General features: G+C 51.4%; 24 protein-coding genes and 1 pseudogene. 17 read left to right on the plus strand and 8 right to left on the minus strand.

The features are described from left to right. The first annotated feature begins 99 nt into the window (after positions 1-99). Positions 100-1,035: a pyrimidine-specific ribonucleoside hydrolase RihA gene (rihA, locus tag ACU8YC_RS10165; RefSeq protein WP_252837997.1), complete on the plus strand. Its 936-nt coding sequence runs from the start codon at positions 100-102 to the stop codon at positions 1,033-1,035. Positions 1,036-1,100: 65 nt separating this feature from the next. Here rihA and ACU8YC_RS10170 read toward each other — a convergent pair whose 3' ends face one another. Beyond that, on the minus strand, positions 1,101-1,583 hold the full coding sequence (locus ACU8YC_RS10170) for a zinc ribbon-containing protein (protein WP_003022748.1): 483 nt from the start codon (positions 1,581-1,583) through the stop codon (positions 1,101-1,103). 235 nt (positions 1,584-1,818) lie between these two features. Here ACU8YC_RS10170 and leuS point away from each other — a divergent pair, with 235 nt between their 5' ends. From leuS to nadD, 4 genes are read left to right on the plus strand one after another with little or no spacing between them, the layout of a single operon-like run. Continuing rightward, entirely contained in the window at positions 1,819-4,401 is a 2,583-nt protein-coding gene (gene leuS, locus ACU8YC_RS10175; protein WP_252837996.1) for a leucine--tRNA ligase, read from the plus strand. 14 nt (positions 4,402-4,415) lie between these two features. Beyond that, positions 4,416-5,009, plus strand: a complete 594-nt coding sequence (gene lptE / locus ACU8YC_RS10180) for an LPS assembly lipoprotein LptE (RefSeq protein WP_151218759.1) — start codon at positions 4,416-4,418, stop codon at positions 5,007-5,009. After that, a complete protein-coding gene (holA, locus tag ACU8YC_RS10185; protein WP_151218758.1) occupies positions 5,009-6,040 on the plus strand; it encodes a DNA polymerase III subunit delta in 1,032 nt (343 codons plus the stop codon). The genes lptE and holA overlap by 1 nt, the downstream gene beginning before the upstream one ends. Before the next feature lies 1 nt (position 6,041). Continuing rightward, on the plus strand, positions 6,042-6,683 hold the full coding sequence (nadD, locus tag ACU8YC_RS10190; RefSeq protein WP_151218757.1) for a nicotinate-nucleotide adenylyltransferase: 642 nt from the start codon (positions 6,042-6,044) through the stop codon (positions 6,681-6,683). Here nadD and cobD read toward each other — a convergent pair. After that, on the minus strand, positions 6,658-7,752 hold the full coding sequence (gene cobD, locus ACU8YC_RS10195) for a threonine-phosphate decarboxylase CobD (protein WP_370618746.1): 1,095 nt from the start codon (positions 7,750-7,752) through the stop codon (positions 6,658-6,660). The two genes, nadD and cobD, sit on opposite strands and share 26 nt — an antisense overlap. 96 nt (positions 7,753-7,848) lie before the next feature. Between cobD and ACU8YC_RS10200 the strand changes: the two genes are divergently transcribed. The 10 genes from ACU8YC_RS10200 (at position 7,849) to lipA (ending at position 17,320) form a co-directional block, all read left to right on the plus strand. Then, positions 7,849-8,460 (plus strand): adenosylcobalamin/alpha-ribazole phosphatase, encoded by a 612-nt coding sequence (locus ACU8YC_RS10200; protein ID WP_446895305.1) that lies wholly within the window; start codon positions 7,849-7,851, stop codon positions 8,458-8,460. A 255-nt stretch (positions 8,461-8,715) separates the two neighbouring features. After that, positions 8,716-9,033 (plus strand): ribosome silencing factor, encoded by a 318-nt coding sequence (gene rsfS / locus ACU8YC_RS10205; RefSeq protein ID WP_151224921.1) that lies wholly within the window; start codon positions 8,716-8,718, stop codon positions 9,031-9,033. Positions 9,034-9,036: 3 nt separating this feature from the next. Then, positions 9,037-9,504, plus strand: coding sequence for a 23S rRNA (pseudouridine(1915)-N(3))-methyltransferase RlmH (gene rlmH / locus ACU8YC_RS10210; protein WP_003022725.1), 468 nt, complete (start codon positions 9,037-9,039; stop codon positions 9,502-9,504). Positions 9,505-9,534: 30 nt separating this feature from the next. Then, positions 9,535-11,436 (plus strand): peptidoglycan DD-transpeptidase MrdA, encoded by a 1,902-nt coding sequence (mrdA, locus tag ACU8YC_RS10215; protein ID WP_187252818.1) that lies wholly within the window; start codon positions 9,535-9,537, stop codon positions 11,434-11,436. Positions 11,437-11,438: 2 nt separating this feature from the next. Further along, a complete protein-coding gene (gene mrdB, locus ACU8YC_RS10220) occupies positions 11,439-12,551 on the plus strand; it encodes a peptidoglycan glycosyltransferase MrdB (protein ID WP_006685529.1) in 1,113 nt (370 codons plus the stop codon). A 10-nt stretch (positions 12,552-12,561) separates the two neighbouring features. After that, entirely contained in the window at positions 12,562-13,671 is a 1,110-nt protein-coding gene (rlpA, locus tag ACU8YC_RS10225; protein WP_187259429.1) for an endolytic peptidoglycan transglycosylase RlpA, read from the plus strand. Between the two features lie 142 nt (positions 13,672-13,813). Continuing rightward, the gene (gene dacA / locus ACU8YC_RS10230) at positions 13,814-15,025 is read left to right on the plus strand and encodes a D-alanyl-D-alanine carboxypeptidase DacA (protein ID WP_003022711.1); all 1,212 of its coding nucleotides are present in this window, start codon (positions 13,814-13,816) and stop codon (positions 15,023-15,025) included. A 106-nt stretch (positions 15,026-15,131) separates the two neighbouring features. Continuing rightward, positions 15,132-15,395, plus strand: coding sequence for a DUF493 family protein YbeD (ybeD, locus tag ACU8YC_RS10235; RefSeq protein ID WP_003022706.1), 264 nt, complete (start codon positions 15,132-15,134; stop codon positions 15,393-15,395). A gap of 112 nt (positions 15,396-15,507) precedes the next feature. Then, complete coding sequence (gene lipB / locus ACU8YC_RS10240; RefSeq protein WP_278238654.1) at positions 15,508-16,149, plus strand: lipoyl(octanoyl) transferase LipB; 642 nt, start codon at positions 15,508-15,510, stop codon at positions 16,147-16,149. Positions 16,150-16,354: 205 nt separating this feature from the next. Next, a complete protein-coding gene (lipA, locus tag ACU8YC_RS10245; protein ID WP_151218752.1) occupies positions 16,355-17,320 on the plus strand; it encodes a lipoyl synthase in 966 nt (321 codons plus the stop codon). A gap of 97 nt (positions 17,321-17,417) precedes the next feature. Here the strand turns inward: lipA and tatE are convergent, their stop codons facing one another. Beyond that, positions 17,418-17,621, minus strand: a complete 204-nt coding sequence (gene tatE, locus ACU8YC_RS10250; RefSeq protein ID WP_016152230.1) for a twin-arginine translocase subunit TatE — start codon at positions 17,619-17,621, stop codon at positions 17,418-17,420. A gap of 128 nt (positions 17,622-17,749) precedes the next feature. Continuing rightward, positions 17,750-18,538 (minus strand): deaminated glutathione amidase, encoded by a 789-nt coding sequence (locus ACU8YC_RS10255; protein WP_151218751.1) that lies wholly within the window; start codon positions 18,536-18,538, stop codon positions 17,750-17,752. Between the two features lie 90 nt (positions 18,539-18,628). Here ACU8YC_RS10255 and crcB point away from each other — a divergent pair, with 90 nt between their 5' ends. Next, positions 18,629-19,012, plus strand: coding sequence for a fluoride efflux transporter CrcB (gene crcB / locus ACU8YC_RS10260; RefSeq protein ID WP_151224920.1), 384 nt, complete (start codon positions 18,629-18,631; stop codon positions 19,010-19,012). A gap of 51 nt (positions 19,013-19,063) precedes the next feature. Here crcB and cspE read toward each other — a convergent pair whose 3' ends face one another. Together cspE and pagP are read right to left on the minus strand one after the other, a co-directional pair. Continuing rightward, positions 19,064-19,273, minus strand: coding sequence for a transcription antiterminator/RNA stability regulator CspE (gene cspE, locus ACU8YC_RS10265; RefSeq protein ID WP_000034825.1), 210 nt, complete (start codon positions 19,271-19,273; stop codon positions 19,064-19,066). Positions 19,274-19,462: 189 nt separating this feature from the next. Continuing rightward, positions 19,463-20,025: pseudogene (gene pagP, locus ACU8YC_RS10270) on the minus strand (lipid IV(A) palmitoyltransferase PagP). 462 nt (positions 20,026-20,487) lie between these two features. Here pagP and dcuC point away from each other — a divergent pair. Then, complete coding sequence (dcuC, locus tag ACU8YC_RS10275) at positions 20,488-21,870, plus strand: anaerobic C4-dicarboxylate transporter DcuC (protein WP_446895306.1); 1,383 nt, start codon at positions 20,488-20,490, stop codon at positions 21,868-21,870. A gap of 149 nt (positions 21,871-22,019) precedes the next feature. Here the strand turns inward: dcuC and dpiA are convergent, their stop codons facing one another. Further along, on the minus strand, positions 22,020-22,700 hold the full coding sequence (dpiA, locus tag ACU8YC_RS10280; RefSeq protein ID WP_151218747.1) for a two-component response regulator DpiA: 681 nt from the start codon (positions 22,698-22,700) through the stop codon (positions 22,020-22,022). Continuing rightward, a complete protein-coding gene (gene dpiB / locus ACU8YC_RS10285; RefSeq protein WP_187252822.1) occupies positions 22,669-24,330 on the minus strand; it encodes a sensor histidine kinase DpiB in 1,662 nt (553 codons plus the stop codon). Before dpiB ends, dpiA begins: the two co-directional genes overlap by 32 nt. Positions 24,331-24,427: the final 97 nt, after the last annotated feature.

Here is a 24,427-nt window from a genome sequence, read left to right on the forward strand (position 1 = left end):
GCCATGTGCGCGCCATCTCACGATTTACCTCTTCACTTCTCGAAACAGATACAGCCCAGCGTTAACCTTGTCACAGAGTCCCACTTACAAGGAGCAACAATGGCACTTCCTATCCTGTTTGATTGCGATCCAGGTCATGACGACGCTATCGCAATTGTTCTCGCCCTCGCCTCACCAGAGCTGGACGTTAAAGCCATAACCTCTTCTGCCGGGAATCAGACGCCCGACAAAACGCTGCGTAACGTATTGCGCATGCTAACGCTGCTCAATCGTAGTGATATTCCCGTCGCCGGTGGCGCTGTGAAACCGCTGATGCGCGATCTGATTATTGCCGATAACGTCCACGGCGAGAGTGGGTTAGATGGCCCGGCGCTCCCGGAACCAACCTTTGCGCCGCAGCCATGCACAGCTGTGGAACTGATGGCGAAAACACTGCGTGAAAGCCCGGAACCGGTGACCATCGTCTCCACCGGGCCGCAAACAAACGTGGCATTGCTGCTGAATAGCCATCCAGAACTGCACGCCAACATCGCCCGTATCGTGATAATGGGTGGGGCAATGGGTCTCGGAAACTGGGCGCCCGCCGCCGAGTTCAATATTTTTGTGGATCCTGAAGCTGCTGAAATTGTATTCCAGTCAGGCATTCCGGTGGTGATGGCTGGTCTGGACGTGACACATAAAGCGCAAATTCATCGCGAAGATACCGAGCGGTTCCGCGCTATCGGCAATCCTGTTTCAACGATCGTTGCTGAACTACTCGACTTCTTCTTCGAATACCACAAAGACGAAAAATGGGGATTCATTGGCGCGCCGCTGCACGACCCCTGCACCATTGCCTGGCTGCTGAAACCTGAGCTGTTTACTACCGTTGAGCGTTGGGTTGGTGTAGAAACCCAGGGCAAATACACGCAGGGCATGACCGTGGTGGATTACTACTTCCTGAGCGGCAATAAGCCAAACGCCACCGTGATGGTGGACGTGGATCGCGAAGGGTTTGTCGATCTGCTAGCGGAGCGTTTAAGGTACTACGCATAAAAACTGCAGGCCTGATGGTGGCGCATGTTATCAGGCCTGCAATTGACGATTAGCACGCCTAATTATCACGGCTCAAACGGTCGCCGCTGGAACTGATCGTGACCGCATTTCGGACACAGCGGCAGCACATCCGGCGTGTAAACCGCTAAATGGAAATGGCACTTCTCGCAGACCAGATTTCCCAGTCCCACTACTTCGCCACTGTGATAAACCCCATGATGGCTAAGATCCTGAAATACCTCACGCCATTCAAGCTGCGTTTTGTCGGTGATATCGGCCAGCTCTTGCCAGATACTCTCCTTGATAACCCGCATAAAGACGCTGTCGGTCTCCTCATCAAGGCTCTCTTCATAGCTCAGAGCAAACTCTTCCAGGTCGCGTCTGACGGCCCGGGTGAGTTCTTCCACCTCGGTTCGCGTTAACTCCCCGGTCTGCATAACTCTCTGCCGCGCCTGCTCCACCAATGCATCAATATCGCGTTCGCCGTTGCGCAGACGTTCGCTCAGTGAAGCCACCAGTTCACGGTAATATTGAGCAACCTTGTTCATCGCTTCGCCTCCTGGGTCGTTAACTGTCTATAATAATAGACGTTATTTACACAACGCTTTGCAAGGCTGCCCACAGAGTGTGTAAATTTGTGCAAGAATTATCCTTGCAGGAATTCAACGCTGAATGCGCGAAAGGCTGTTTTGACGCGGGCGTTTGGGCTATGCTATGCGGATCTGAAACACCACATCTAGAGCTACGTTTGTAGCTGTATTGAAAACAGGACCACTGGCTGCCATGCAAGAGCAATACCGCCCGGAAGAGATAGAATCCAAAGTACAGCTTCACTGGGATGAGAAGCGCACATTTGAAGTTACCGAAGACGAGAGCAAAGAGAAGTATTACTGCCTGTCTATGCTTCCCTATCCTTCTGGTCGACTACACATGGGCCACGTACGTAACTACACCATCGGTGATGTGATCGCCCGCTATCAGCGTATGCTGGGTAAAAACGTCCTACAGCCCATTGGCTGGGATGCCTTCGGCCTGCCTGCGGAAGGCGCGGCGGTTAAAAATAACACCGCCCCAGCACCATGGACGTACGACAACATCGCTTATATGAAAAACCAGCTCAAAATGCTGGGTTTTGGTTACGACTGGAGCCGTGAGCTGGCAACCTGTACCCCGGAATACTACCGCTGGGAACAGAAATTCTTCACCGAGCTGTACAAAAAAGGCCTGGTGTACAAGAAAACGTCTGCGGTCAACTGGTGCCCGAACGACCAGACCGTACTGGCGAACGAACAGGTTATTGACGGCTGCTGCTGGCGTTGCGATACCAAAGTAGAGCGTAAAGAGATCCCGCAGTGGTTTATCAAAATCACCGCTTACGCTGACGAACTGCTGCGTGACCTGGATAACCTGGATCACTGGCCTGACACCGTGAAAACGATGCAGCGCAACTGGATTGGCCGTTCTGAAGGCGTGGAAATCACCTTTGATGTGAACGGTTACGACAACACGCTGACCGTTTACACTACCCGCCCGGACACCTTTATGGGGGCGACCTACCTGGCCGTTGCCGCAGGTCATCCGCTGGCGCAGAAAGCCGCTGCAAATAACCCTGAACTGGCTGCCTTCATTGACGAATGCCGTAATACCAAGGTTGCTGAAGCCGAAATGGCGACCATGGAGAAAAAAGGCGTCGACACTGGCTTTAAAGCCGTTCATCCGCTGACTGGCGAAGAAATCCCGGTTTGGGCGGCAAACTTCGTCCTGATGGAATACGGCACAGGCGCCGTCATGGCCGTTCCGGGTCACGATCAGCGCGACTACGAATTTGCCACCAAATACGGCCTGACCATCAAGCCGGTAATTCTGACTTCTGAAGGCGCAGAGCCGGATCTGTCTGAACAGGCGCTGACCGACAAAGGCGTGCTGTTTAACTCCGGTGAGTTTGACGGTCTCGACTTCGACGCTGCCTTCAACGCCATTGCTGACAAACTGGTCGATAAAGGCGTGGGTAAGCGTAAAGTTAACTACCGCCTGCGTGACTGGGGGGTTTCCCGTCAGCGTTACTGGGGGGCGCCAATCCCGATGGTGACGCTGGAAGATGGCACCGTGCTGCCGACGCCAGAAGATCAACTGCCGGTTATTCTGCCGGAAGACGTGGTCATGGACGGTATTACCAGCCCGATCAAAGCCGACCCGGAGTGGGCAAAAACCACCGTTAATGGTATGCCTGCGCTACGTGAAACCGACACCTTCGATACCTTTATGGAGTCATCATGGTACTACGCGCGCTACACCTGTCCGCAGTATCAGGAAGGCATGTTGGATTCCAAAGCCGCCAACTACTGGCTGCCGGTTGATATCTACATTGGCGGTATTGAACACGCCATCATGCACCTGCTCTACTTCCGCTTCTTCCATAAACTGATGCGCGATGCGGGCATGGTCAACTCTGACGAACCGGCTAAACAACTGCTGTGTCAGGGGATGGTGCTGGCCGATGCGTTCTACTACGTGGGCGCAAACGGCGAACGCAACTGGGTTTCTCCGGTTGATGCCATCGTTGAACGCGACGAAAAAGGTCGTATCGTTAAGGCTAAGGACGCAGAAGGCCATGAACTGGTGTATACCGGCATGAGCAAAATGTCCAAGTCGAAAAACAACGGTATCGACCCGCAGGTTATGGTTGAACGCTATGGTGCCGACACCGTACGTCTGTTCATGATGTTCGCCTCTCCGGCTGACATGACCCTGGAATGGCAGGAATCCGGCGTTGAAGGGGCGAACCGCTTCCTGAAGCGTGTCTGGAAACTGGTTTACGAACACACTTCACAGGGTGATGCACCGGCGCTTAACGTTGCAGCACTGACAGAAGATCAAAAAGCGCTGCGTCGCGACGTGCACAAAACCATTGCTAAAGTTACCGATGATATCGGTCGTCGTCAGACCTTTAACACCGCAATTGCGGCGATTATGGAGCTGATGAACAAGCTGGCGAAAGCACCGCAGGAAGACGAGCAGGACAGAGCTCTGATGCAGGAAGCATTGCTTGCCGTTGTACGCATGCTCAACCCGTTCACTCCACACGTTTGCTTCACCCTGTGGCAAGCGCTGAAAGGTGAAGGCGATATCGACAACGCGCCGTGGCCGGTAGCTGACGACGCCGCAATGGTTGAAGACTCAACGCTGGTTGTGGTTCAGGTAAACGGCAAAGTACGTGGCAAAATCACCGTTCCGGTAAACGCCACTGAAGAGCAGGTTCGTGAACGTGCGGGCCAGGAGCCTCTGGTGGCAAAATATCTTGATGGCGTTACCGTACGTAAAGTGATTTATGTACCGGGTAAACTCCTCAATCTGGTCGTTGGCTAAGCGCGGGAGGAAGCGTGCGATTTCTGACAACATTGTTGTTATCTCTGGCGGTGCTGGTCACCGCCGGGTGTGGCTGGCATCTGCGTAGCACTACGCAGGTTCCACCCTCAATGAAAACCATGATCCTGAACTCTGGCGATCCGAACGGCCCGTTAAGCCGTGCAGTCCGTAACCAGCTGCGTCTGAACGGTGTGACGCTGCTTGAAGACGGTACAATGCGTAAAGACGTAACATCCTTACGTCTTGGCGCGGTCAGCATTTCACAGGATACGGCGTCGGTATTCCAGAACGGTCAAACGGCTGAATACCAGATGGTGTTGTCCGTAAGTGCTACTGTGCTGATTCCAGGTCATGATATATACCCAATCAGCGCCAAAGTTTATCGTTCGTTCTTTGACAACCCACAGGCTGCACTGGCGAAAGATAACGAGCAGGACATGATCATCAAAGAGATGTATGACAAAGCGGCTGAACAGTTGATTCGTAAGCTGCCAAGCGTACATCTGGCCGATACTCAGTCATCCAATGCTGATGCTGAACCGGCGGTAAATAAAGCCGCGACGCCGGCGTCATCTCCGGCGCGTGTTTCCACCACGCTGGGTAACTGATGCTCAAGTTGTACCCTGAACAACTCCGCGCACAGCTCAATGAAGGGCTGCGCGCGGCGTATTTACTCTTAGGTAACGATCCCCTTTTATTGCAGGAAAGTCAGGACGCCATCCGTCAGGCTGCCGCAACGCAAGGATTCGAAGAACATCACGCTTTCACTCTGGACAACAGCACCGACTGGGGAGAGATTTTTTCGCTCTGCCAGGCGATGAGCCTGTTTGCCAGCCGCCAAACGCTACTTCTGCAACTGCCTGAAAATGGGCCTAACGCTGCCATTAACGAACAACTCGCTTCGCTCGTCACGCTGTTACATGACGATCTGCTGCTGATTGTTCGCGGCAACAAACTCACCAAAGCGCAGGAGAACGCCGCGTGGTGTACCGGACTGGCGAATAACGCGGTTCAGGTAAGCTGTCAGACGCCAGAGCAGGCGCAGCTCCCGCGTTGGGTCGCCGCGAGGGCAAAACTTAACAACCTGCAACTGGATGACGCAGCCAATCAGCTATTGTGCTATTGCTATGAAGGCAACCTGTTAGCACTGGCGCAAGCGCTGGAACGGTTAGCATTGCTTTGGCCTGACGGCAAACTAACGCTACCTCGCGTGGAGAAAGCCGTTAACGATGCCGCGCACTTTACCCCGTTCCACTGGGTGGATGCGCTGCTGATGGGCAAAAGCAAACGCGCGCTGCACATTCTGCAACAGCTACGTCTGGAAGGCAGTGAGCCGGTTATTTTGCTGCGTACGATACAGCGTGAATTGCTGTTGCTGGTCAACCTAAAACGGCAGTCGGCGAATACCCCCTTGCGCACGTTGTTTGATAAACACCGGGTGTGGCAAAATCGCCGGGGCATGATGGGTGATGCACTAAACCGGCTGAACCCGGCACAGCTACGTCAGGCAGTAACGCTGTTAACGCGTACAGAAATTACGCTTAAACAAGACTATGGTCAGTCAGTGTGGGCTGAACTTGAGGGACTTTCCCTTTTGCTCTGCCATAAATCACTGGCCGATGTTTTTATTGATGGTTGATATGAAATCATTGCAGGCTCTGTTCGGCGGCACCTTTGATCCGGTGCATTATGGTCATCTTAAACCGGTTGAAATTCTGGCGAATCTGATTGGCCTTTCCCGGGTCATCATCATGCCCAATAACGTCCCACCACATCGCGCACAGCCTGAAGCATCCAGTGAGCAACGTAAGCGCATGGTTGAACTGGCCATTGCTGATAAACCGCTGTTTTCCCTGGATGAACGCGAACTGAAACGCGATACCGCCTCCTACACCGCGCAAACGCTAAAAGAGTGGCGCGAAGAGCAAGGCCCGAACGTGCCGTTAGCGTTTATCATTGGTCAGGATTCGCTGCTGACCTTCCCTTCCTGGCACGACTACCACACGATTCTGGGCAATACCCATCTCATCGTGTGCCGACGTCCGGGTTATCCGCTCGAAATGGTGCAGGAAAAGCACCAGCAATGGCTGGAGGATCATCTGACTCATTCTCCGGATGACCTGCACAACCTGCCTTGCGGGAAAATTTACCTGGCCGAAACGCCGTGGTTCAACATCTCCGCCACGCTCATTCGCGAGCGCCTGGAAAAAGGCGAGCCGTGCGACGACCTGATGCCAGGCGCAGTGCTTGACTATATCAATCAGCAGGGGTTGTACCGCTAAGCGTGTTGTTTAATGCCGCCAGCAGGCGGTCATTTTCTTCCTGACTGCGAACAGCAACCCGGTAATAACGCGCGTCCAACCCAGGGTAATTGGCACAACTGCGAATCAAGACATGCTGTTCCAGCAACATCCGTTGCAAATCAATATCCGCGCGATCGCAGCGTAATAAACGATAATTTGCCTGGCCGGGATACACCGTCAGGCCAGGCAGGTTTTGTAGCTGTTGCTCAAACCGCGCTCCCTCTTGTTCCAGCCATTTCCACGTCGCCTGCTGATAAGCGCTGTCGCATAAAATAATCTCGCCTGCCAGAGCAGCAAACGCATTAATTGACCATGGCATTTGTCGGCTGCGCATTTGTGCAACGGCCTGCTCGTTACTGTTGACCAGATATCCCAGACGCAGCCCCGGTATCGCATAAAACTTGGTGAGAGAGCGTAGCACCCAAATATGCGGGTTCTCATGCAGCAGCGGAATAAACCCCGGTTCCCCGGCTATAAAATCGATGAACGCTTCATCCAGGATAAGATTGATCCCAAGCCATTTACAACGTGCGGCAATCTCACGTAGCAGGCGGTTATCCGGTAGTAACCCGGTGGGGTTGTTGGGCGTGCAGAGAAACAGGCAGTCCAGCTCTGAGGTTAACGCATCGAGGATCGCATCGGTAAGCTGCCAGCCATCGTCTTCGCGCAGCGCAAATTCATGGATCGTACAGTCTCCCCATTGCAGCGCCCGACGATATTCCGCAAACCCGGGGGTCACGATCATCGCATGACGTGGCTTCAGGCCATCTACCAGGGTAAAAATAGACTCGGTCTCACCGTTTCCCGCAAGGATCCACGAGGCCGGAATCTGATGATGCTCCGCCAGCGCTGCATGCAGCTGCGCGTAATCGACATCCGGGTAACGCTCCGCGCAGTCCATATTGTCGATAATTGCGCGTTTTAAACCTGCTGGCATACCCAGTGGATTAATATTCGCACTAAAATCCAGCAATTGCTCAGGCGAGATGCCCAACAGTTCGGCGGCTTCTCGGGTATTACCGCCATGCGCGCTCTTGAATAAAGACATCGTGCCGCTCCACATAAAAAAGGGTATTTTAGTGAAAAATCTCTGTGCAATCAGGGCAAACATCATATTTTGCGCGAATAGCCTTACGAGGGAAACATGAGACTCTGGTTAGTGCGTCATGGCGAAACAGAAGCCAATGTCGCGGGTTTATATAGCGGACACGCCCCCACACAGCTAACAGAAAGGGGAATAGCTCAGGCGCAAACGCTGAGTACACTATTACGCAATGTCCCTGTCGATAACGTTCTGTGCAGCGAGCTGGAGCGCGCCCGCCATACAACGCAGTTGATCTTAGGCGATCGCGAGATTCCCGTGCGTAATATGCCTGAGCTCAATGAGATGTTTTTTGGCGACTGGGAAATGCGCCACCATCGCGATCTGGCGCACGAAGATGCCGAAAATTACGCCGTGTGGTGTAACGACTGGCAGCATGCGACGCCCACCAATGGCGAAGGTTTTCAGGCGTTTTCCCAGCGAGTGGAACGCTTTATTACCCAACTTACTGAATATAAAGCGAACCAAAACCTGCTGGTAGTCAGTCATCAGGGCGTGTTGAGTGTGTTGATAGCCCGCCTGCTTTCCATGCCAGCCGCAGCAATGTGGCATTTCCGCGTCGAACAAGGCTGCTGGAGCGCCATTGATTTTTGTGACGATTTTGCGGTTCTGAAAGTACTCAATAGCCGGGCCGTATGGCGTGAAGGCGAGTGAAAGCGCTGTTTTTTCTGTTGAAGGGCCTCTCTCCCATTGACACCCCATGACAGGCTGTTATTCTCCGCAACCTGACTTTCCCTGCCCTTCAGAGCTTTGCAAAAATTGTTTTACAAAAATGGCGATGCATTCTGTGGCGTGGGGTGGGATGATAGCGCACTTCACAAGCGCTTTCGGAGACATTTGTCCCGATATCGCCTCTGGTTCAGGTATACTAACAGACGTTTTTAACTCTTTTTCACCCAGGGGGAACACTTGCAGGGTAAAGCACTCCAGGATTTTGTAATCGACAAAATTGATGACCTGAAGGGTCAAGACATCATCGCCTTAGACGTTCAGGGCAAATCCAGCATTACTGATTGCATGATTATCTGCACCGGTACTTCCAGCCGTCACGTTATGTCTATTGCAGACCACGTTGTTCAGGAGTCCCGCTCTGCTGGCCTGATGCCGCTCGGCGTAGAAGGCGAGAATGTCGCTGACTGGATCGTCGTTGACCTCGGCGATGTGATTGTCCACGTAATGCAGGAAGAGAGTCGTCGCCTGTATGAACTGGAAAAACTCTGGAGTTAATGCGTGAAGCTGCAACTTGTCGCTGTCGGTACGAAAATGCCTGACTGGGTGCAAACCGGATTTACCGAGTATCTGCGTCGGTTTCCGAAAGATATGCCCTTTGAGCTGATCGAAATCCCGGCAGGAAAACGCGGCAAGAACGCGGACATTAAACGCATTCTCGACAAAGAGGGTGAGCAGATGCTGGCCGCCGCAGGCAAAAACCGCATCGTCACCCTTGATATCCCGGGAAAACCCTGGGATACGCCGCAACTGGCGACCGAACTGGAGCGCTGGAAACTGGACGGTCGTGATGTCAGCCTGCTGATTGGCGGGCCGGAAGGCCTCTCACCGGCCTGTAAAGCGGCAGCGGAACAAAGCTGGTCACTCTCTGCGTTAACCCTCCCTCACCCTCTTGTTCGAGTTCTGGTCGCGGAGAGTCTGTACAGGGCGTGGAGCATTACCACCAACCATCCTTATCACCGTGAGTGATCATTGATTCTTGAGTAGATTAAGCAGCGGATGAAACTACAGAATTCTTTTCGCGACTATTCGGCTGAGTCCGCGCTGTTTGTGCGCCGGGCGCTGGTCGCTTTTTTGGGGATTTTGCTGCTAACCGGCGTGCTAATCGCCAACCTTTATAATCTGCAAATCGTTCGCTTCACTGATTACCAGACTCGCTCGAACGAGAACCGCATCAAACTGGTGCCTATCGCCCCCAGCCGCGGCATCATTTATGACCGCAACGGAATTCCGCTCGCCCTTAACCGCACCATCTATCAAATAGAAATGATGCCGGAAAAGGTCGACAACATTCAGGATACGCTCGACGCGCTACGTAGCGTCGTCGATCTAACGGACGACGACATTGCCGCCTTTAAAAAAGAGCGCGCCCGTTCACATCGCTTCACCTCTATCCCGGTAAAAACCAACCTGACTGAAGTTCAGGTCGCACGGTTTGCCGTTAATCAGTATCGTTTTCCGGGCGTCGAAGTTAAAGGCTATAAACGCCGCTATTACCCATACGGCTCAGCACTGACTCACGTGATCGGCTACGTATCGAAGATCAACGATAAAGACGTGGATCGCCTGGACAAAGACGGCAAGCTGGCCAACTACGCGGCGACGCACGACATCGGCAAGCTGGGTATTGAACGTTATTACGAGGACGTGCTTCACGGTCAGACCGGCTATGAAGAGGTTGAAGTGAACAACCGTGGCCGTGTCATTCGCCAGCTTAAAGAAGTGGCGCCGCAGGCCGGGCATGATATCTATCTTACCCTTGATTTGAAACTTCAGCAGTACATTGAAACGTTGCTGGCAGGCAGTCGCGCTGCCGTGGTGGTTACCGACCCACGTACCGGCGGTGTACTGGCGCTAGTGTCCATGCCAAGCTATGACCCGAACCTGTTTGTGGATGGCATCTCCAGCAAAGATTACTCCGCGTTGCTCAATGACCCGAACACCCCATTGGTTAACCGCGCCACGCAGGGCGTTTACCCTCCAGCGTCAACGGTTAAACCTTACGTTGCGGTTTCTGCGTTAAGTGCAGGCGTTATCACCCGTAATACCAGCCTGTTCGATCCGGGCTGGTGGCAGCTACCTGGCTCTGAGAAACGTTACCGAGACTGGAAAAAATGGGGGCATGGTCATCTGAACATCACCCGCTCTCTGGAAGAGTCCGCGGATACGTTTTTCTATCAAATCGCCTATGATATGGGGATTGACCGACTTTCAGAGTGGATGAGTAAATTTGGCTACGGCAAATATACCGGCATCGATCTTGCTGAAGAACGCTCCGGTAATATGCCAACCCGCGAGTGGAAGCAAAAACGGTTTAAAAAGCCATGGTACCAGGGTGATACCATTCCGGTCGGCATCGGTCAGGGTTACTGGACAGCAACCCCAATCCAGATGAGTAAAGCGCTGATGATCCTTATCAACGACGGTTTGATAAAAGTCCCACATCTGTTGATGAGCACGGCAGAAAACGGCAAACAGGTACCGTGGGTACAGCCACAAGAACCGCCCGTTGGCGATATTCATTCTGGTTACTGGGAAATCGCGAAAGATGGTATGTACGGCGTAGCGAACCGCCCGAACGGGACTGCACACAAGTATTTTGCTGGCGCACCTTACAAAATTGCGGCGAAATCCGGTACCGCACAAGTCTTTGGCCTGAAAGCGAATGAAACCTATAACGCGCATAAGATCGCCGAGCGTTTACGTGACCACAAGCTGATGACGGCCTTCGCACCCTATGATAAACCCCAGGTCGCTGTCGCCATGATCCTTGAAAACGGCGGAGCAGGTCCGGCGGTAGGCACCATTATGCGCCAAATCCTTGACCACATTATGTTGGGCGACAACAACACCAATCTGCCAGCAGAAAACCCCGCGGTTGCAGCAGCTGAGGACCAATAATCGTGACGGATAATCCGAACAAAAAAACATTTTGGGACAAAATTCACATCGATCCCACAATGTTGCTTATCTTACTGGCACTGCTGGTCTACAGTTCGTTAGTCATCTGGAGCGCCAGCGGCCAGGATATTGGCATGATGGAGCGCAAAGTCGGCCAGATCGCAATGGGTCTGGTCATCATGGTGGTAATGGCGCAAATTCCGCCCCGGGTTTATGAAGGCTGGGCGCCTTATCTCTATATCTTTTGCATTATTCTGTTAGTCGCGGTAGACGCCTTCGGCGCCATTTCCAAAGGCGCGCAGCGCTGGTTGGATTTGGGTATTGTGCGTTTTCAGCCCTCAGAAATCGCTAAAATTGCCGTCCCACTGATGGTCGCGCGCTTTATCAACCGTGACGTCTGTCCACCGTCGTTGAAGAATACCGCCATCGCGCTGGTATTGATTTTCATGCCGACGCTGCTGGTTGCTGCACAACCTGACCTCGGCACCTCTATTCTGGTTGCCCTTTCCGGTCTGTTTGTCCTGTTCCTTTCCGGCTTGAGCTGGCGCTTAATCGGTGTTGCGGTGGTTCTGGTTGCGGCGTTTATCCCGATACTGTGGTTCTTCCTGATGCATGATTACCAGCGTCAGCGCGTCATGATGTTGCTCGACCCGGAAACCGATCCGCTGGGCGCGGGTTATCACATCATTCAGTCAAAAATTGCTATTGGCTCCGGCGGGCTGCGCGGCAAGGGCTGGCTGCACGGCACGCAGTCGCAGCTTGAGTTTTTACCCGAGCGTCACACCGACTTTATCTTCGCGGTGTTAGCAGAAGAGCTGGGTTTGGTGGGCATTTTGATTCTGCTGACGCTGTACATTTTGCTGATTATGCGCGGGTTATGGATCGCTGCTCGCGCGCAAACCACCTTTGGCCGCGTCATGGCGGGTGGCTTAATGTTGATATTATTCGTTTATGTCTTCGTAAATATTGGTATGGTGAGCGGTATTCTGCCCGTGGTTGGCGTTCCACTCCCACTGGTCAGTTACGGAGGCTCAGCACTTATCGTGCTGATGGCCGGGTTCGGGATTGTTATGTCGATCCACACCCATAGAAAAATGTTGTCGAAAAGCGTGTAAGGGGTACGCAATGCGTAAGCAGTGGCTTGGTATCTGCATCGCAGCAGGAATGCTCGCGGCGTGTTCGAATGATGATGGTCAGCAACAGGTTGCTGTCGCCCCGCAGCCTGCGGTGTGTAATGGTCCGATTGTTGAAATCAGCGGGGCCGATCCGCGCTTTGAACCCCTGAACCCAACGGCGAATCAGGATTACCAACGAGATGGTAAGAGTTACAAAATAGTCCAGGATCCCTCTCGCTTTAGCCAGGCCGGGCTTGCCGCTATTTATGATGCGGAGCCAGGAAGCAACCTGACGGCCTCTGGTGAAACGTTCGACCCGATGCAGCTGACCGCTGCTCATCCGACGCTGCCCGTTCCAAGCTATGCCAGAATTACCAATCTGGCAAACGGCAGAATGATCGTCGTACGCATTAACGATCGCGGTCCTTATGGCAACGATCGTGTAATTTCACTTTCGCGTGCCGCCGCCGATCGTCTGAACACCTCCAACAATACCAAAGTGCGTATCGACCCGATCATCGTCGCCCAGGATGGTTCATTGTCCGGGCCGGGTATGGCCTGTACCACCGTCGCGAAACAAACGTATGCCCTGCCTTCGCGTCCTGATTTAAGCGGTGGCGGCAGCATGGGAAGCATGCCTTCTCCATCGGATGCAGGTCAGCCGCAGGGCGATATTCGTCCGATCAGCAATTCCACGCTGAAAAGCGATGATCCAACCGGCGCGCCAGTAAACAGCGGTGGATTCCTCGGTGCGCCGACTACGCTCGCGGCAGGCGTGCTGGAAGGCAGCGAACCTACTCCTGCACCGCAACCGGCAACCACCACACCGGTAACACCAACCACACCGGCAACAACACCAGCAACCGTTGCGGCTCCTGCTCCGGCAGCAACGGCTAACGGACGTTACGTGGTTCAGGTTGGTGCGGTGAGCGATCAAGCTCGTGCGCAACAGTACCAAAAACGCTTAAGTCAGCAGTTTGGCGTCCCAGGGCGAGTGGTGCAAAACGGTGCAGTCTGGCGTATCCAGATGGGGCCTTTCGCCAGCAAAACTGAAGCCTCCACATTGCAGCAGCGTCTTCAATCCGAAGCGCAATTACAGTCCTTCATCACTGGCGTGTAATAACTTCAATCAGGCATCTGAATTGTCAATTTCTGTAAATGACATTAACAAAGTCACGCGGAAAGTCAGATGCCTGCCAGTTATGTATTTGCTATAGTAGGGCTCTTTTTTTAATTTCATCACGGACGTCGTAGTTCTGACCATGAAGACCACTTTTTCCGCTCGTTTCGTGCAGCGTATGGCGCTCACCGCGGCTCTCTGCGCAGCCTCTCTCTCTGCTGCCCATGCCGATGACCTGAATATTAAAACCATGATCCCGGGTGTTCCGCAGATCGATGCGGAGTCGTATATCCTGATTGATTACAATTCAGGTAAAGTTCTCGCAGAACAGAATGCGGACACTCGCCGTGACCCCGCCAGTCTGACCAAAATGATGACCAGCTACGTCATCGGCCAGGCAATGAAAGCCGGGAAATTTAAAGAAACCGATCTGGTCACCGTCGGCAATGACGCATGGGCTACAGGTAACCCGGTGTTTAAAGGTTCATCGCTGATGTTCCTCAAACCTGGTATGCAGGTTCCTGTTTCTCAGTTGATCCGTGGTATTAACCTGCAATCAGGGAACGATGCGTGCGTGGCGATGGCGGACTTCGCGGCCGGTAGCCAGGATGCTTTCGTTGGTCTGATGAACAGCTATGTGAACGCGCTGGGCCTGAAAAATACCCACTTCCAGACTGTTCATGGTCTCGATGCTGACGGTCAGTACAGCTCGGCCCGCGATATGGCAATGATTGGCCAGGCGCTGATTCGCGACGTGCCTAACGAATACTCTATCTATAAAGAAAAAGAGTTCACCTTTAACGGCATTCGTCAGTTAAACCGCAACGGCTTGCTGTGGGATAACAGCCTGAATGTCGACGGTATCAAAACCGGTCACACCGACAAAGCTGGCTATAACCTCGTTGCATCCGCAACCGAAGGCCAGATGCGTCTGATCTCCGCCGTTATGGGGGGGCGCACCTATAAAGGCCGTGAAACTGAAAGTAAAAAACTGCTGACCTGGGGCTTCCGTTTCTTCGAAACAGTGAATCCGCTGAAAGTGGGTAAAGAGTTTGCTTCAGAACCAGCCTGGTTTGGTAATACCGATCGTGCATCGTTAGGCGTCGATAAAGACGTGTACCTGACGATTCCGCGCGGCCGCATGAAAGATCTGAAAGCAAGCTATGTGCTGAACACTACGGAACTGCACGCACCGCTGCAGAAAAACCAGGTGGTCGGCACCATCAACTTCCAGTTGGATGGTAAAACCATTGAGCAGCGCCCGCTGGTAGTCCTGCAGGAAATCCCTGAAGGCAACTTCTTTGGGAAAATCATTGATTACATTAAATTAATGTTCCATCACTGGTTTGGCTAAAAATCGAACACTTGAAAGTGTGATTTACGTCCCCATATACTAGGTATCCAGATAACTCCCACACGCCGTGGGAGTTATTATTTATTGATGTAACGCCGGAGCTGACATGAAAACCAAACTTAACGAACTGCTTGAATTCCCTACTCCATTTACTTACAAAGTAATGGGGCAGGCGTTGCCTGAGCTGGTTGATCAGGTGGTTGAAGTGGTACAGCGCCATGCGCCAGGTGATTACTCTCCGACGGTAAAACCGAGCAGCAAAGGCAATTACCACTCGGTCTCAATCACCATTACCGCTACGCACATTGAGCAGGTTGAAACGCTGTACGAAGAGTTAGGTAATATCGATATCGTACGCATGGTGCTGTAAAAACCTGTCGGTTACCCGCGCATCCCCGCCCGGGTAACCCCTCCCCCCCTGTGATATACTTTCCCCTCTTTAACATTCTCTACTCTATGTGAGTATCTACGGAGATGCCGTTTTGTATCAGGATAAAATTCTTGTCCGCCAGCTCGGTCTGCAATCCTACGAGCCAGTCTCTCTGGCCATGCACGAATTCACCGATACCCGCGATGAAAACAGCCATGACGAAATCTGGCTGGTAGAGCATTATCCTGTCTTTACCCAGGGCCAGGCAGGTAAAGCAGAACACGTATTGATGCCAGGAGATATTCCGGTGATCCAGAGCGATCGTGGTGGTCAGGTGACCTACCACGGGCCAGGCCAGCAGGTCATGTATGTGCTGTTGAACCTGAAACGTCGTAAACTTGGCGTTCGCGAACTGGTAACGCTGCTGGAGCAAACCGTTGTGAATACGCTTGCGGAAATCGGTATTGATGCCCACCCGCGAGCCGATGCGCCTGGCGTATACGTCGGGGAGAAGAAGATCTGCTCTTTGGGATTACGTATTCGTAGAGGATGTTCGTTTCACGGCTTAGCGCTCAACGTAGATATGGATTTGTCGCCTTTCTTGCGTATCAATCCTTGTGGTTACGCCGGGATGGAGATGGCGAAAGTATCGCAGTGGAATAGCGCAGCCACGACCGAGAGCGTTCGCCCCCTACTGCTGGCTAACATCTTAGCGCTGTTGGGTAACCCACCGCACGAGTATGTTGCAGACTAAAATTCGGTCATACTTTGCCACGGCAAATGTTGTGGCAAATGGCACAAAACAACAACTATTTTACATTTTGCCAGCCTGTCAGGCTGCTTTCTGGCCCGTTTCAATGATATACTGCGTATCACTAATTCAAAAATAGTTGATAAATGCAACATTCCCTTGAATTGAAACGCTTTCCTTCGTAATTCGCAACTGGAACACGCAAGCTATGAGTAAACCCATTGTGATGGAACGCGGTGTTAAATACCGCGATGCCGATAAGATGGCTCTTATCCCGGTAAAAAATGTGGCAACAGAGCGTGAAGCCCTGCTGCGTAAACCGGAATGGATGAAAATAAAACTGCCAGCGGACTCCACCCGCATCCAGGGCATCAAAGCAGCAATGCGCAAAAATGGCCTGCACTCTGTCTGCGAAGAAGCGTCCTGCCCTAACCTGGCGGAATGTTTCAATCACGGAACCGCAACCTTTATGATCCTCGGCGCAATCTGTACCCGCCGTTGCCCATTCTGTGACGTTGCCCATGGCCGCCCGGTTGCCCCTGATGCCAACGAGCCGTTAAAACTGGCTCAGACGATTGCTGACATGGCGCTGCGCTATGTGGTCATTACCTCCGTTGACCGTGACGATCTACGTGACGGCGGTGCTCAACACTTTGCTGACTGCATCACTGCTATTCGTGAGAAGAGCCCGTCAATTAAAATCGAAACGCTGGTGCCTGACTTCCGTGGTCGTATGGATCGTGCGTTGGATATCCTCACAGCCACACCGCCGGACGTGTTTAACCACAACCTCGAAAACGTACCGCGTATTTATCGCAATGTACGTCCTGGCGCAGATTACAACTGGTCGCTGAAGCTTCTGGAACGTTTCAAAGAAGCACACCCTGAGATTCCGACGAAATCAGGTCTGATGGTGGGTCTGGGTGAAACCAATGCTGAAATCATTGAGGTTATGCGTGACCTGCGTAATCATGGCGTGACCATGCTGACGCTGGGGCAATATTTACAGCCAAGCCGTCACCACCTGCCGGTTCAACGCTATGTAAGCCCGGATGAGTTTGATGAGATGAAAGCAGAGGCCATGGCCATGGGCTTTACCCATGCAGCTTGCGGCCCATTCGTTCGCTCTTCATACCATGCTGACATGCAGGCCAAAGGGCTGGAAGTGAAGTAATCGTGTAATACTCACTTACATATCACCAATAAAAAACCGGCAAATTGCCGGTTTTTTTTCATGCAGAGTATGCAGTATGAGCATCATGCTCCTGACATTACTCTTTATGAGAAAGCTTCTCAGCCTGAACGCTACCATCAGCCTCTTTCTTGGCATCAGCATTATCATCGTTCATAGCTTTCTTGAAGCCCTTGATTGCCGTCCCCAGGTCTCCACCCAGCGTACGTAACTTCTTGGTACCAAACAGCAGAACAACCAGTGCGGCAACCACCAGCAGTTTGGTAATACTAATCTCACCCATAGATACCTTCTTGACTTAAACCAGGCTGCATAAAGCGCCATATTAACCTGAGAATATTAACGGCCTTTCGACGCGCGCACACAATAGCAATCTGTAACAAGGTGAATCAAGCCTTGTTTAAAAAAACGTCATAATAATTGCGGTGGCGCAAAACGCCGGTTACTTAACACCGGAAGTTGTGCCCTGACTTGTCTCACCCGCTCGGCAGAAACCTCGGCGATAATGAGTGCGGGCGTTTCTGCCGCGGCGGCAATGGTTACACCAAAGGGATCGATAACCCGGCTTTGACCAATATTCTTGTTACCACACTCTCCAGCCGCAATCAGGTAGCAAGTCGCATCTAACGCTCTTGCCGCCAAAAGCGTAGCCCAGTGATGCTCTTTAAGCGCTCCTCGCACCCAGGCCGCGGGCAAAACGAGGATCTCTGCCCCCTGCAATGCGTGCGCCAAGGCCAGCTCAGGGAAGCGCAGGTCATAACAGGTCATTAACCCTACCTTTAATCCGCCAACGTCCAGCAGCGGCGCGATGGTGTCCCCAGCATCCACATTACGTGACTCCTGAATCGAAAAGGCATCGTAGAGATGTAATTTCGCGTAATGGGCCACGACCCGGCCTGCACGTAGCGCCACCAGCATGTTAAATGCCCGCCCTGGAACAGAGGGGACATGAATGGTCAGGATTGTCGTCATCTCATTTTGCGCGCTTTCACGCAATAAACGCGTCATAAACCCACCTTCCAACAACTGGGCTGATTTCACGGACAGATCAGGGTCAGAATCGTCGCGTGCCAGCAAAGCCTCCGGTAATACCAGCAGCGACGCCCCCTCACCTGACGCCTGAGACATCAGTAAGGCACAGGTTTCTGCATTCTTTTTCCATGAAGGTCCTACGGCAAATTGCCCTGCTGCAACAAACATATTCCCTCCAGAAATCTTTGTTAAGCTCGCCAACAATGATTATTCAGCGTTAAACTCACTCTCTATACAATCAAATAGCAGGATTACGTAGTGTTACAACTCCTTTTAGCGGTTTTTATCGGCGGTGGTACAGGTAGCGTAGCAAGATGGATGTTGAGTATGCGGTTTAACCCGCTGCATCAGGCTATTCCGTTCGGTACGCTTGCGGCAAACTTACTTGGGGCGTTTATCATTGGGATGGGTCTGGCATGGTTTAATCGCATGACCAACATTGACCCTATGTGGAAAGTGTTGATCACCACAGGCTTTTGCGGTGGGTTAACAACGTTCTCCACCTTTTCAGCCGAAGTGGTGTTTTTACTTCAGGAAGGACGCTTAGGTTGGGCTATGGTGAATGTACTGGTTAATCTGTTGGGATCATTTGCGATGACCGCCCTGGCATTCTGGCTGGTTTCCGCCTCACCCGCACATTAGAGCGAAAAAAACCCGCAATTAAGCGGGTTTTGAATGCTTGCTGTCGTATGCTTACAGAGCGATTACGTTTGCAGCAGAAGGGCCTTTGGCACCGTTAGTGATTTCGAACTCTACACGCTGACCTTCAGCCAGAGTTTTAAAACCATTGGTCTGGATTGCAGAGAAGTGTACGAACACATCTTTGCTGCCATCTTCCGGAGTAATGAAACCGAATCCTTTGGACTCATTAAACCACTTAACGTTACCTTTAATCTTAGACATCAAAATTACCTTTACATGAAAAATAGACACAAATGCTGTGTCGGGTATCAGTACAACAATTGTGATGCACTTTGTCCAGTCGAACTTTATCAAAAAGTGATAAATGTCGCGTTATTTTTCAGTTAAACCTCTTATATATCTGTTTTTAAAAAGTTTTTTAATAAACCACCTGACAATACAGGTAGTCTATCAAAACTGAAAACGCATCCAGGCAAAGTAGACGTTGCCGTTGTTATACGTTCCTGGAATGTAGGTCATCTGAAACGTTGCCGGACCATAGCCAATTGATGCCAGCGGTAACAGCACCGGGATCGGAATGTAGTTCCAGTTATCGCGCGCAGTGAAACCGGCGGTAAAACCGAGGCCCGCATGAAAATTTTCATCAGCCAGTGGTCGCCAGGTTTTTTCCCAGCCATAACCGCCAATGGGTTCCCATTTATTGTAGGAATCCTTAAAGGCCATTATATAAAGTCCGTGCCAGTTACCTTTATCATCCCAACGGGATTGACCAAATCCAGCCCCCCAGGGACGTTCATTGTAGCGATCCGTTTTTTCTTTATCGTAGGCAAAACGCGCATGCCAGGTAATAGCAGGTACATACAGATCATAATGTTCTGGTTGCTGCCAGGTTTCACTGACATTATCTTTAAAAGTAGCAAACCAGCCTTTATCATCAGCTGCTCCCTGTGGAATGAAAGCTAACTGAATAAAAAGAAATGAAAAATGAGAAAATATCGTTTAGCAACAATCACAACTTAATTACCATCCTGGGATTTATTACTAATTTTAGCAAACCCAACCTTAATGTTAGCTTAACAAAAACGCACAAATAAAAAATCAGAATAATCCTCAGCCTATAATTTTTAAGATAATTATCCCTTTATATATTGAGCCATCTCAGAGGAACTATTTTCTCTTTATTGCCAATAAATTGCCCTTTCCTCCGGAAAAAGTTAAATAAAATCACAATAAATTAACAAATTGGAATCAATATAGCTACAAAACACTCACGTTAGCGCTGCGCGTCACAGTTTTTTATTGTGAGATTCTTTTTTTTGCCGCGATGCTGAAAAAACGACTTAGCTATCGCTTTAATCCGTATTTTTATTGATTTCAATCAGCAAGAGTTATCAGTTTATTAGGCACATTCTGTCACCACTTTTTACTTTTTTTAGTTTTTTTACTTTCCGGGCAGCAATGCGACAGGGGAAACAATGTTGACAATTATTGAACTCCTTATTGGGGTTGTGGTTATTGTGGGTGTGGCGCGCTACATCATTAAAGGTTATTCAGCCACAGGCGTACTGTTTGTTGGTGGTCTGGTTTTGCTGATTATCAGTGCGCTGATGGGGCATAAAGTTTTGCCGTCCAGCGCGGCAACGACGGGCTATACTGCAACAGATATTGTTGAATATATTAAAATTTTGCTGATGAGCCGTGGTGGCGATCTCGGCATGATGATTATGATGCTGTGTGGTTTTGCTGCCTATATGACGCATATTGGCGCAAACGATATGGTAGTTAAGCTTGCCTCTAAGCCGCTGCAGTACATCAATTCACCTTATCTGCTTATGATTGCCGCCTATTTTGTCGCCTGTCTGATGTCCCTGGCCGTCTCGTCAGCTACCGGCCTGGGCGTATTGCTGATGGCAACGCTGTTCCCGGTCATGGTTAACGTTGGAATCAGCCGTGGTGCTGCAGCGGCTATTTGTGCCTCTCCTGCTGCTATTATTCTTTCGCCGACATCCGGTGATGTGGTGCTGGCTGCCAAAGCCGCGGAAATGCCGCTGATCGATTTCGCGTTTAAAACCACGCTGCCGATTTCCATTGCCGCCATCATTGCTATGGCGATTGCCCACTTTTTCTGGCAGCGCTACCTGGATAAAAAAGAGCACATTTCTCACGAAATGTTAGACGTGGCAGAAATCACCACTACCGCTCCGTCGTTTTATGCCATCCTGCCGTTTACACCGATCGTTGGCGTGCTGATTTTTGATGGTAAATGGGGTCCACAACTGCACATCATCACAATTCTGGTGCTGTGCATGCTCATCGCTGCTGTTCTGGAATTTGTGCGCGGATTCAACACCCAGAAGGTGTTTTCAGGTCTGGAAGTCGCTTACCGGGGCATGGCGGACGCCTTTGCTAACGTAGTGATGCTGCTCGTCGCGGCGGGTGTATTTGCCCAGGGCTTGAGCACTATCGGCTTTATTCAGAGCCTGATTTCTATCGCCACCTCGTTTGGCTCAGCGAGTATTATTCTGATGCTGGTGCTGGTTATCCTGACCATGCTGGCGGCAATGACCACAGGTTCCGGTAACGCACCGTTCTATGCCTTCGTTGAGATGATCCCTAAACTGGCTCACTCTTCTGGCCTTAACCCAGCATATCTTGCTATCCCGATGTTGCAGGCATCAAATCTTGGACGCACCATCTCCCCGGTCTCCGGCGTGGTTGTCGCTGTCGCAGGTATGGCAAAAATATCTCCGTTCGAAGTAGTTAAACGTACCTCGGTTCCGGTTCTGGTTGGACTGCTGGTGGTGATTATCGCCACTGAAGTGATGGTACCCGCTACGTCTGCTCTGATTGGCGGTTGACGATAACTTTCATTATCTGACCGTGATACACAAAATCATTTAAGCTGCATTGAGGCGGCAAGTGAAGACATCCCCAGGAGCATAGATAACTATGTGACTGGGGTTTCTTCACGCCGCCAACAAAGTGGCAGCTTAAAGGATGACGTGTATTAACCGCCGTGATAAATACGCTGCGGTCTGCCTACTTTACCGTGAATAATTTCCGCAATAATCAAATGACGGCTGGCACAGTACTCGAGGTAGCGCCTGGAGGTGGTACGGCTGATGGTGAGAGCCTGAGCGATCGTTTCCGCTGTGTGCTGTACCGTCGGATCGGCAAATAACTTCAACACCGCATTCAGGGTTAACGCATCAATCCCGGTCGGCAAATCACCTTTCGGCTCGCCACGGGCATAGGCATTAAACATTTCGTCAATCTGTTTTTGACTGGCGCTGTCATTACCGGCCAGCATGCGTCTGCGCTGTTGATAGCGCGTCAGCGTCTGCCCCAGGCGCTCGTAGGCTATGGGTTTGACCAGGTAATCAAACGCGCCGCTGCGCACAGCCTCGGAGACCGTTTCCATATCGCTGGCAGCCGTGGTAAACACGATGCCGCCCGGATAGCGCGCCTGAGTCAGCTCATGCAACAACGTAATTCCCTTGCCGTCCGGCAAGTAGTTATCGAGCAGTATCAGACCGGGTTTAAAACGCTCAATCATCATCCTTGCTTGTGCAAGATTACCCGCCAGCCATATCTGGCTAAATCCGGGTATATGGCGGATATATTCAGCATGCATTTCCGCCAGTAGCGTTTCATCCTCAACGATCAACAGCGTTAATGGTTCCGTCATTATTTTTTTTCACTTTCGGAAGAAATAAAGAAAATAAGGTACCGCAAGGGGAGTTATCTTCGAGCGTAATCACCCCATCACAGCGCCTCACATAACTTGCAATCAGATACAAACCGATGCCATGTTCACCGGGTTCATCGGTACGGGTGCTCACACCCTGCTCAAATATTTTTTCACGTAGCGCGTCCGGCACACCGCATCCCTGATCGGCAACTTCGATGACGACGTCATCCCCTTCATCACTCAAATAGAGTTCGACGACCTTGTTGCCTTGCTGGGTGCGCAAACTCGCTTCAAATGCATTATCAAGCAGATTGCCAACAATTGCTGCAAACTCTGTGCTATCCAGCCCCTCGGGGAGTTGATGCAACTGGCTGCCAGGAACGATGATCATAGTAAGGCCCAGCTCCCGCGCGCGCTGCACCTTGCCAAATAAGAGACCAGCGACCTGGCGATCGGCAAACGCACCGCGCAGGCTGTCAATCAGCTGCTGCTGCGCCTGGGATTCCCCCTGCACCATTGCCAGAACCCGATCATATTCTTTCATTTGCAGCAGGCCATTAATGGTCGACATCCAGTTCAGATGCTCATGGCGCAGCGTTCTCAGGCTTTCTACATACTGTTTGATTTGCGTTAATTGCGCATTAAGGGTAGCAATTTCATCTTTACTACGAAAACTGATGATGGCGCCGAGCAGCTCATCGCCGGAGCGAATCGCCTCCCGGTTGGCGATAACGCTCAGGCCATTAAAGTTCACCATTGCGTCCTGACGTTTTTCCGCAATCTGCTGGGTAAAAAAGTCTGCAGGTTTAACCACCTCGCTAACCGGTTTTCCTAGCCACTTTCGCCCAGGTGAAGACAACCCCAGCATCTTCCTCGCGCTGCGGTTTATTGCGGTGATATATCCATCAGGATCCACGGCAATCAACCCTTCATACACCGAGCTGAAGAGCGCTTCCTGTTGGCGCACCACCCGCGCGATTTGTTTGGGCTCCATCCCCAACATCTGCCGCCGAATATGGGCGGCAAAGAACCAGGAGAGCAGCATCAGTACCAGCAACAACAGAATAAACACCCCTGCCATGGGGAGTAAAAAGTCCGAACGCCAGCTGTCGATTTTACTGATTAGATAGCCAATGGAGACCACACCAATGATTTTACCATCGTTGTCAAAGATCGGGGTTTTGGCGCGCATCGCCATCCCAATCGACCCTTTGCCGGTAATAAAATAACTCTCCCCTTTTTCCAGCGCACCAGGCTTGGTGAACTGCATCGGGTAGCCAATTTTTTCCGGATTCGGATGATAAAGCCGGATAGAGTGGGTATCCCCGATAACCACATAGTCAAAGTCAGTCCCGCTCTGCAGTTTGTCGGCAATGGTCGCCAGACGCTTGTAATCGCGATGTTTCACCGCAGTGATGATACTGTCGTTAGAGGCGATGATTTTGGCCTGGTTCATCGCCATATCTCGGACATGCGTTGCCAGATAATCCTCAAAGCTGGCGGTAAAGTATTGCGCTAGCGCGGCGATAATAAAAACGGAAACGACCAAAATAAGCAGAAAGATACGCAATGGAAATGCCAGGCGACGAAAAAAAGGAAACCTTGTTTTATTTTTCTGTTCTGTCATCACCCCTTCCCTCACCGACATTAACCAAAACTTATTTATCATTGTAGTTGTAATTAAAATGTTCTATTTACACGTTACGGTATAAAGCAAGATCGTT

The sequence above is a fragment of the Citrobacter sp. VF227 genome (genome assembly GCF_052950715.1).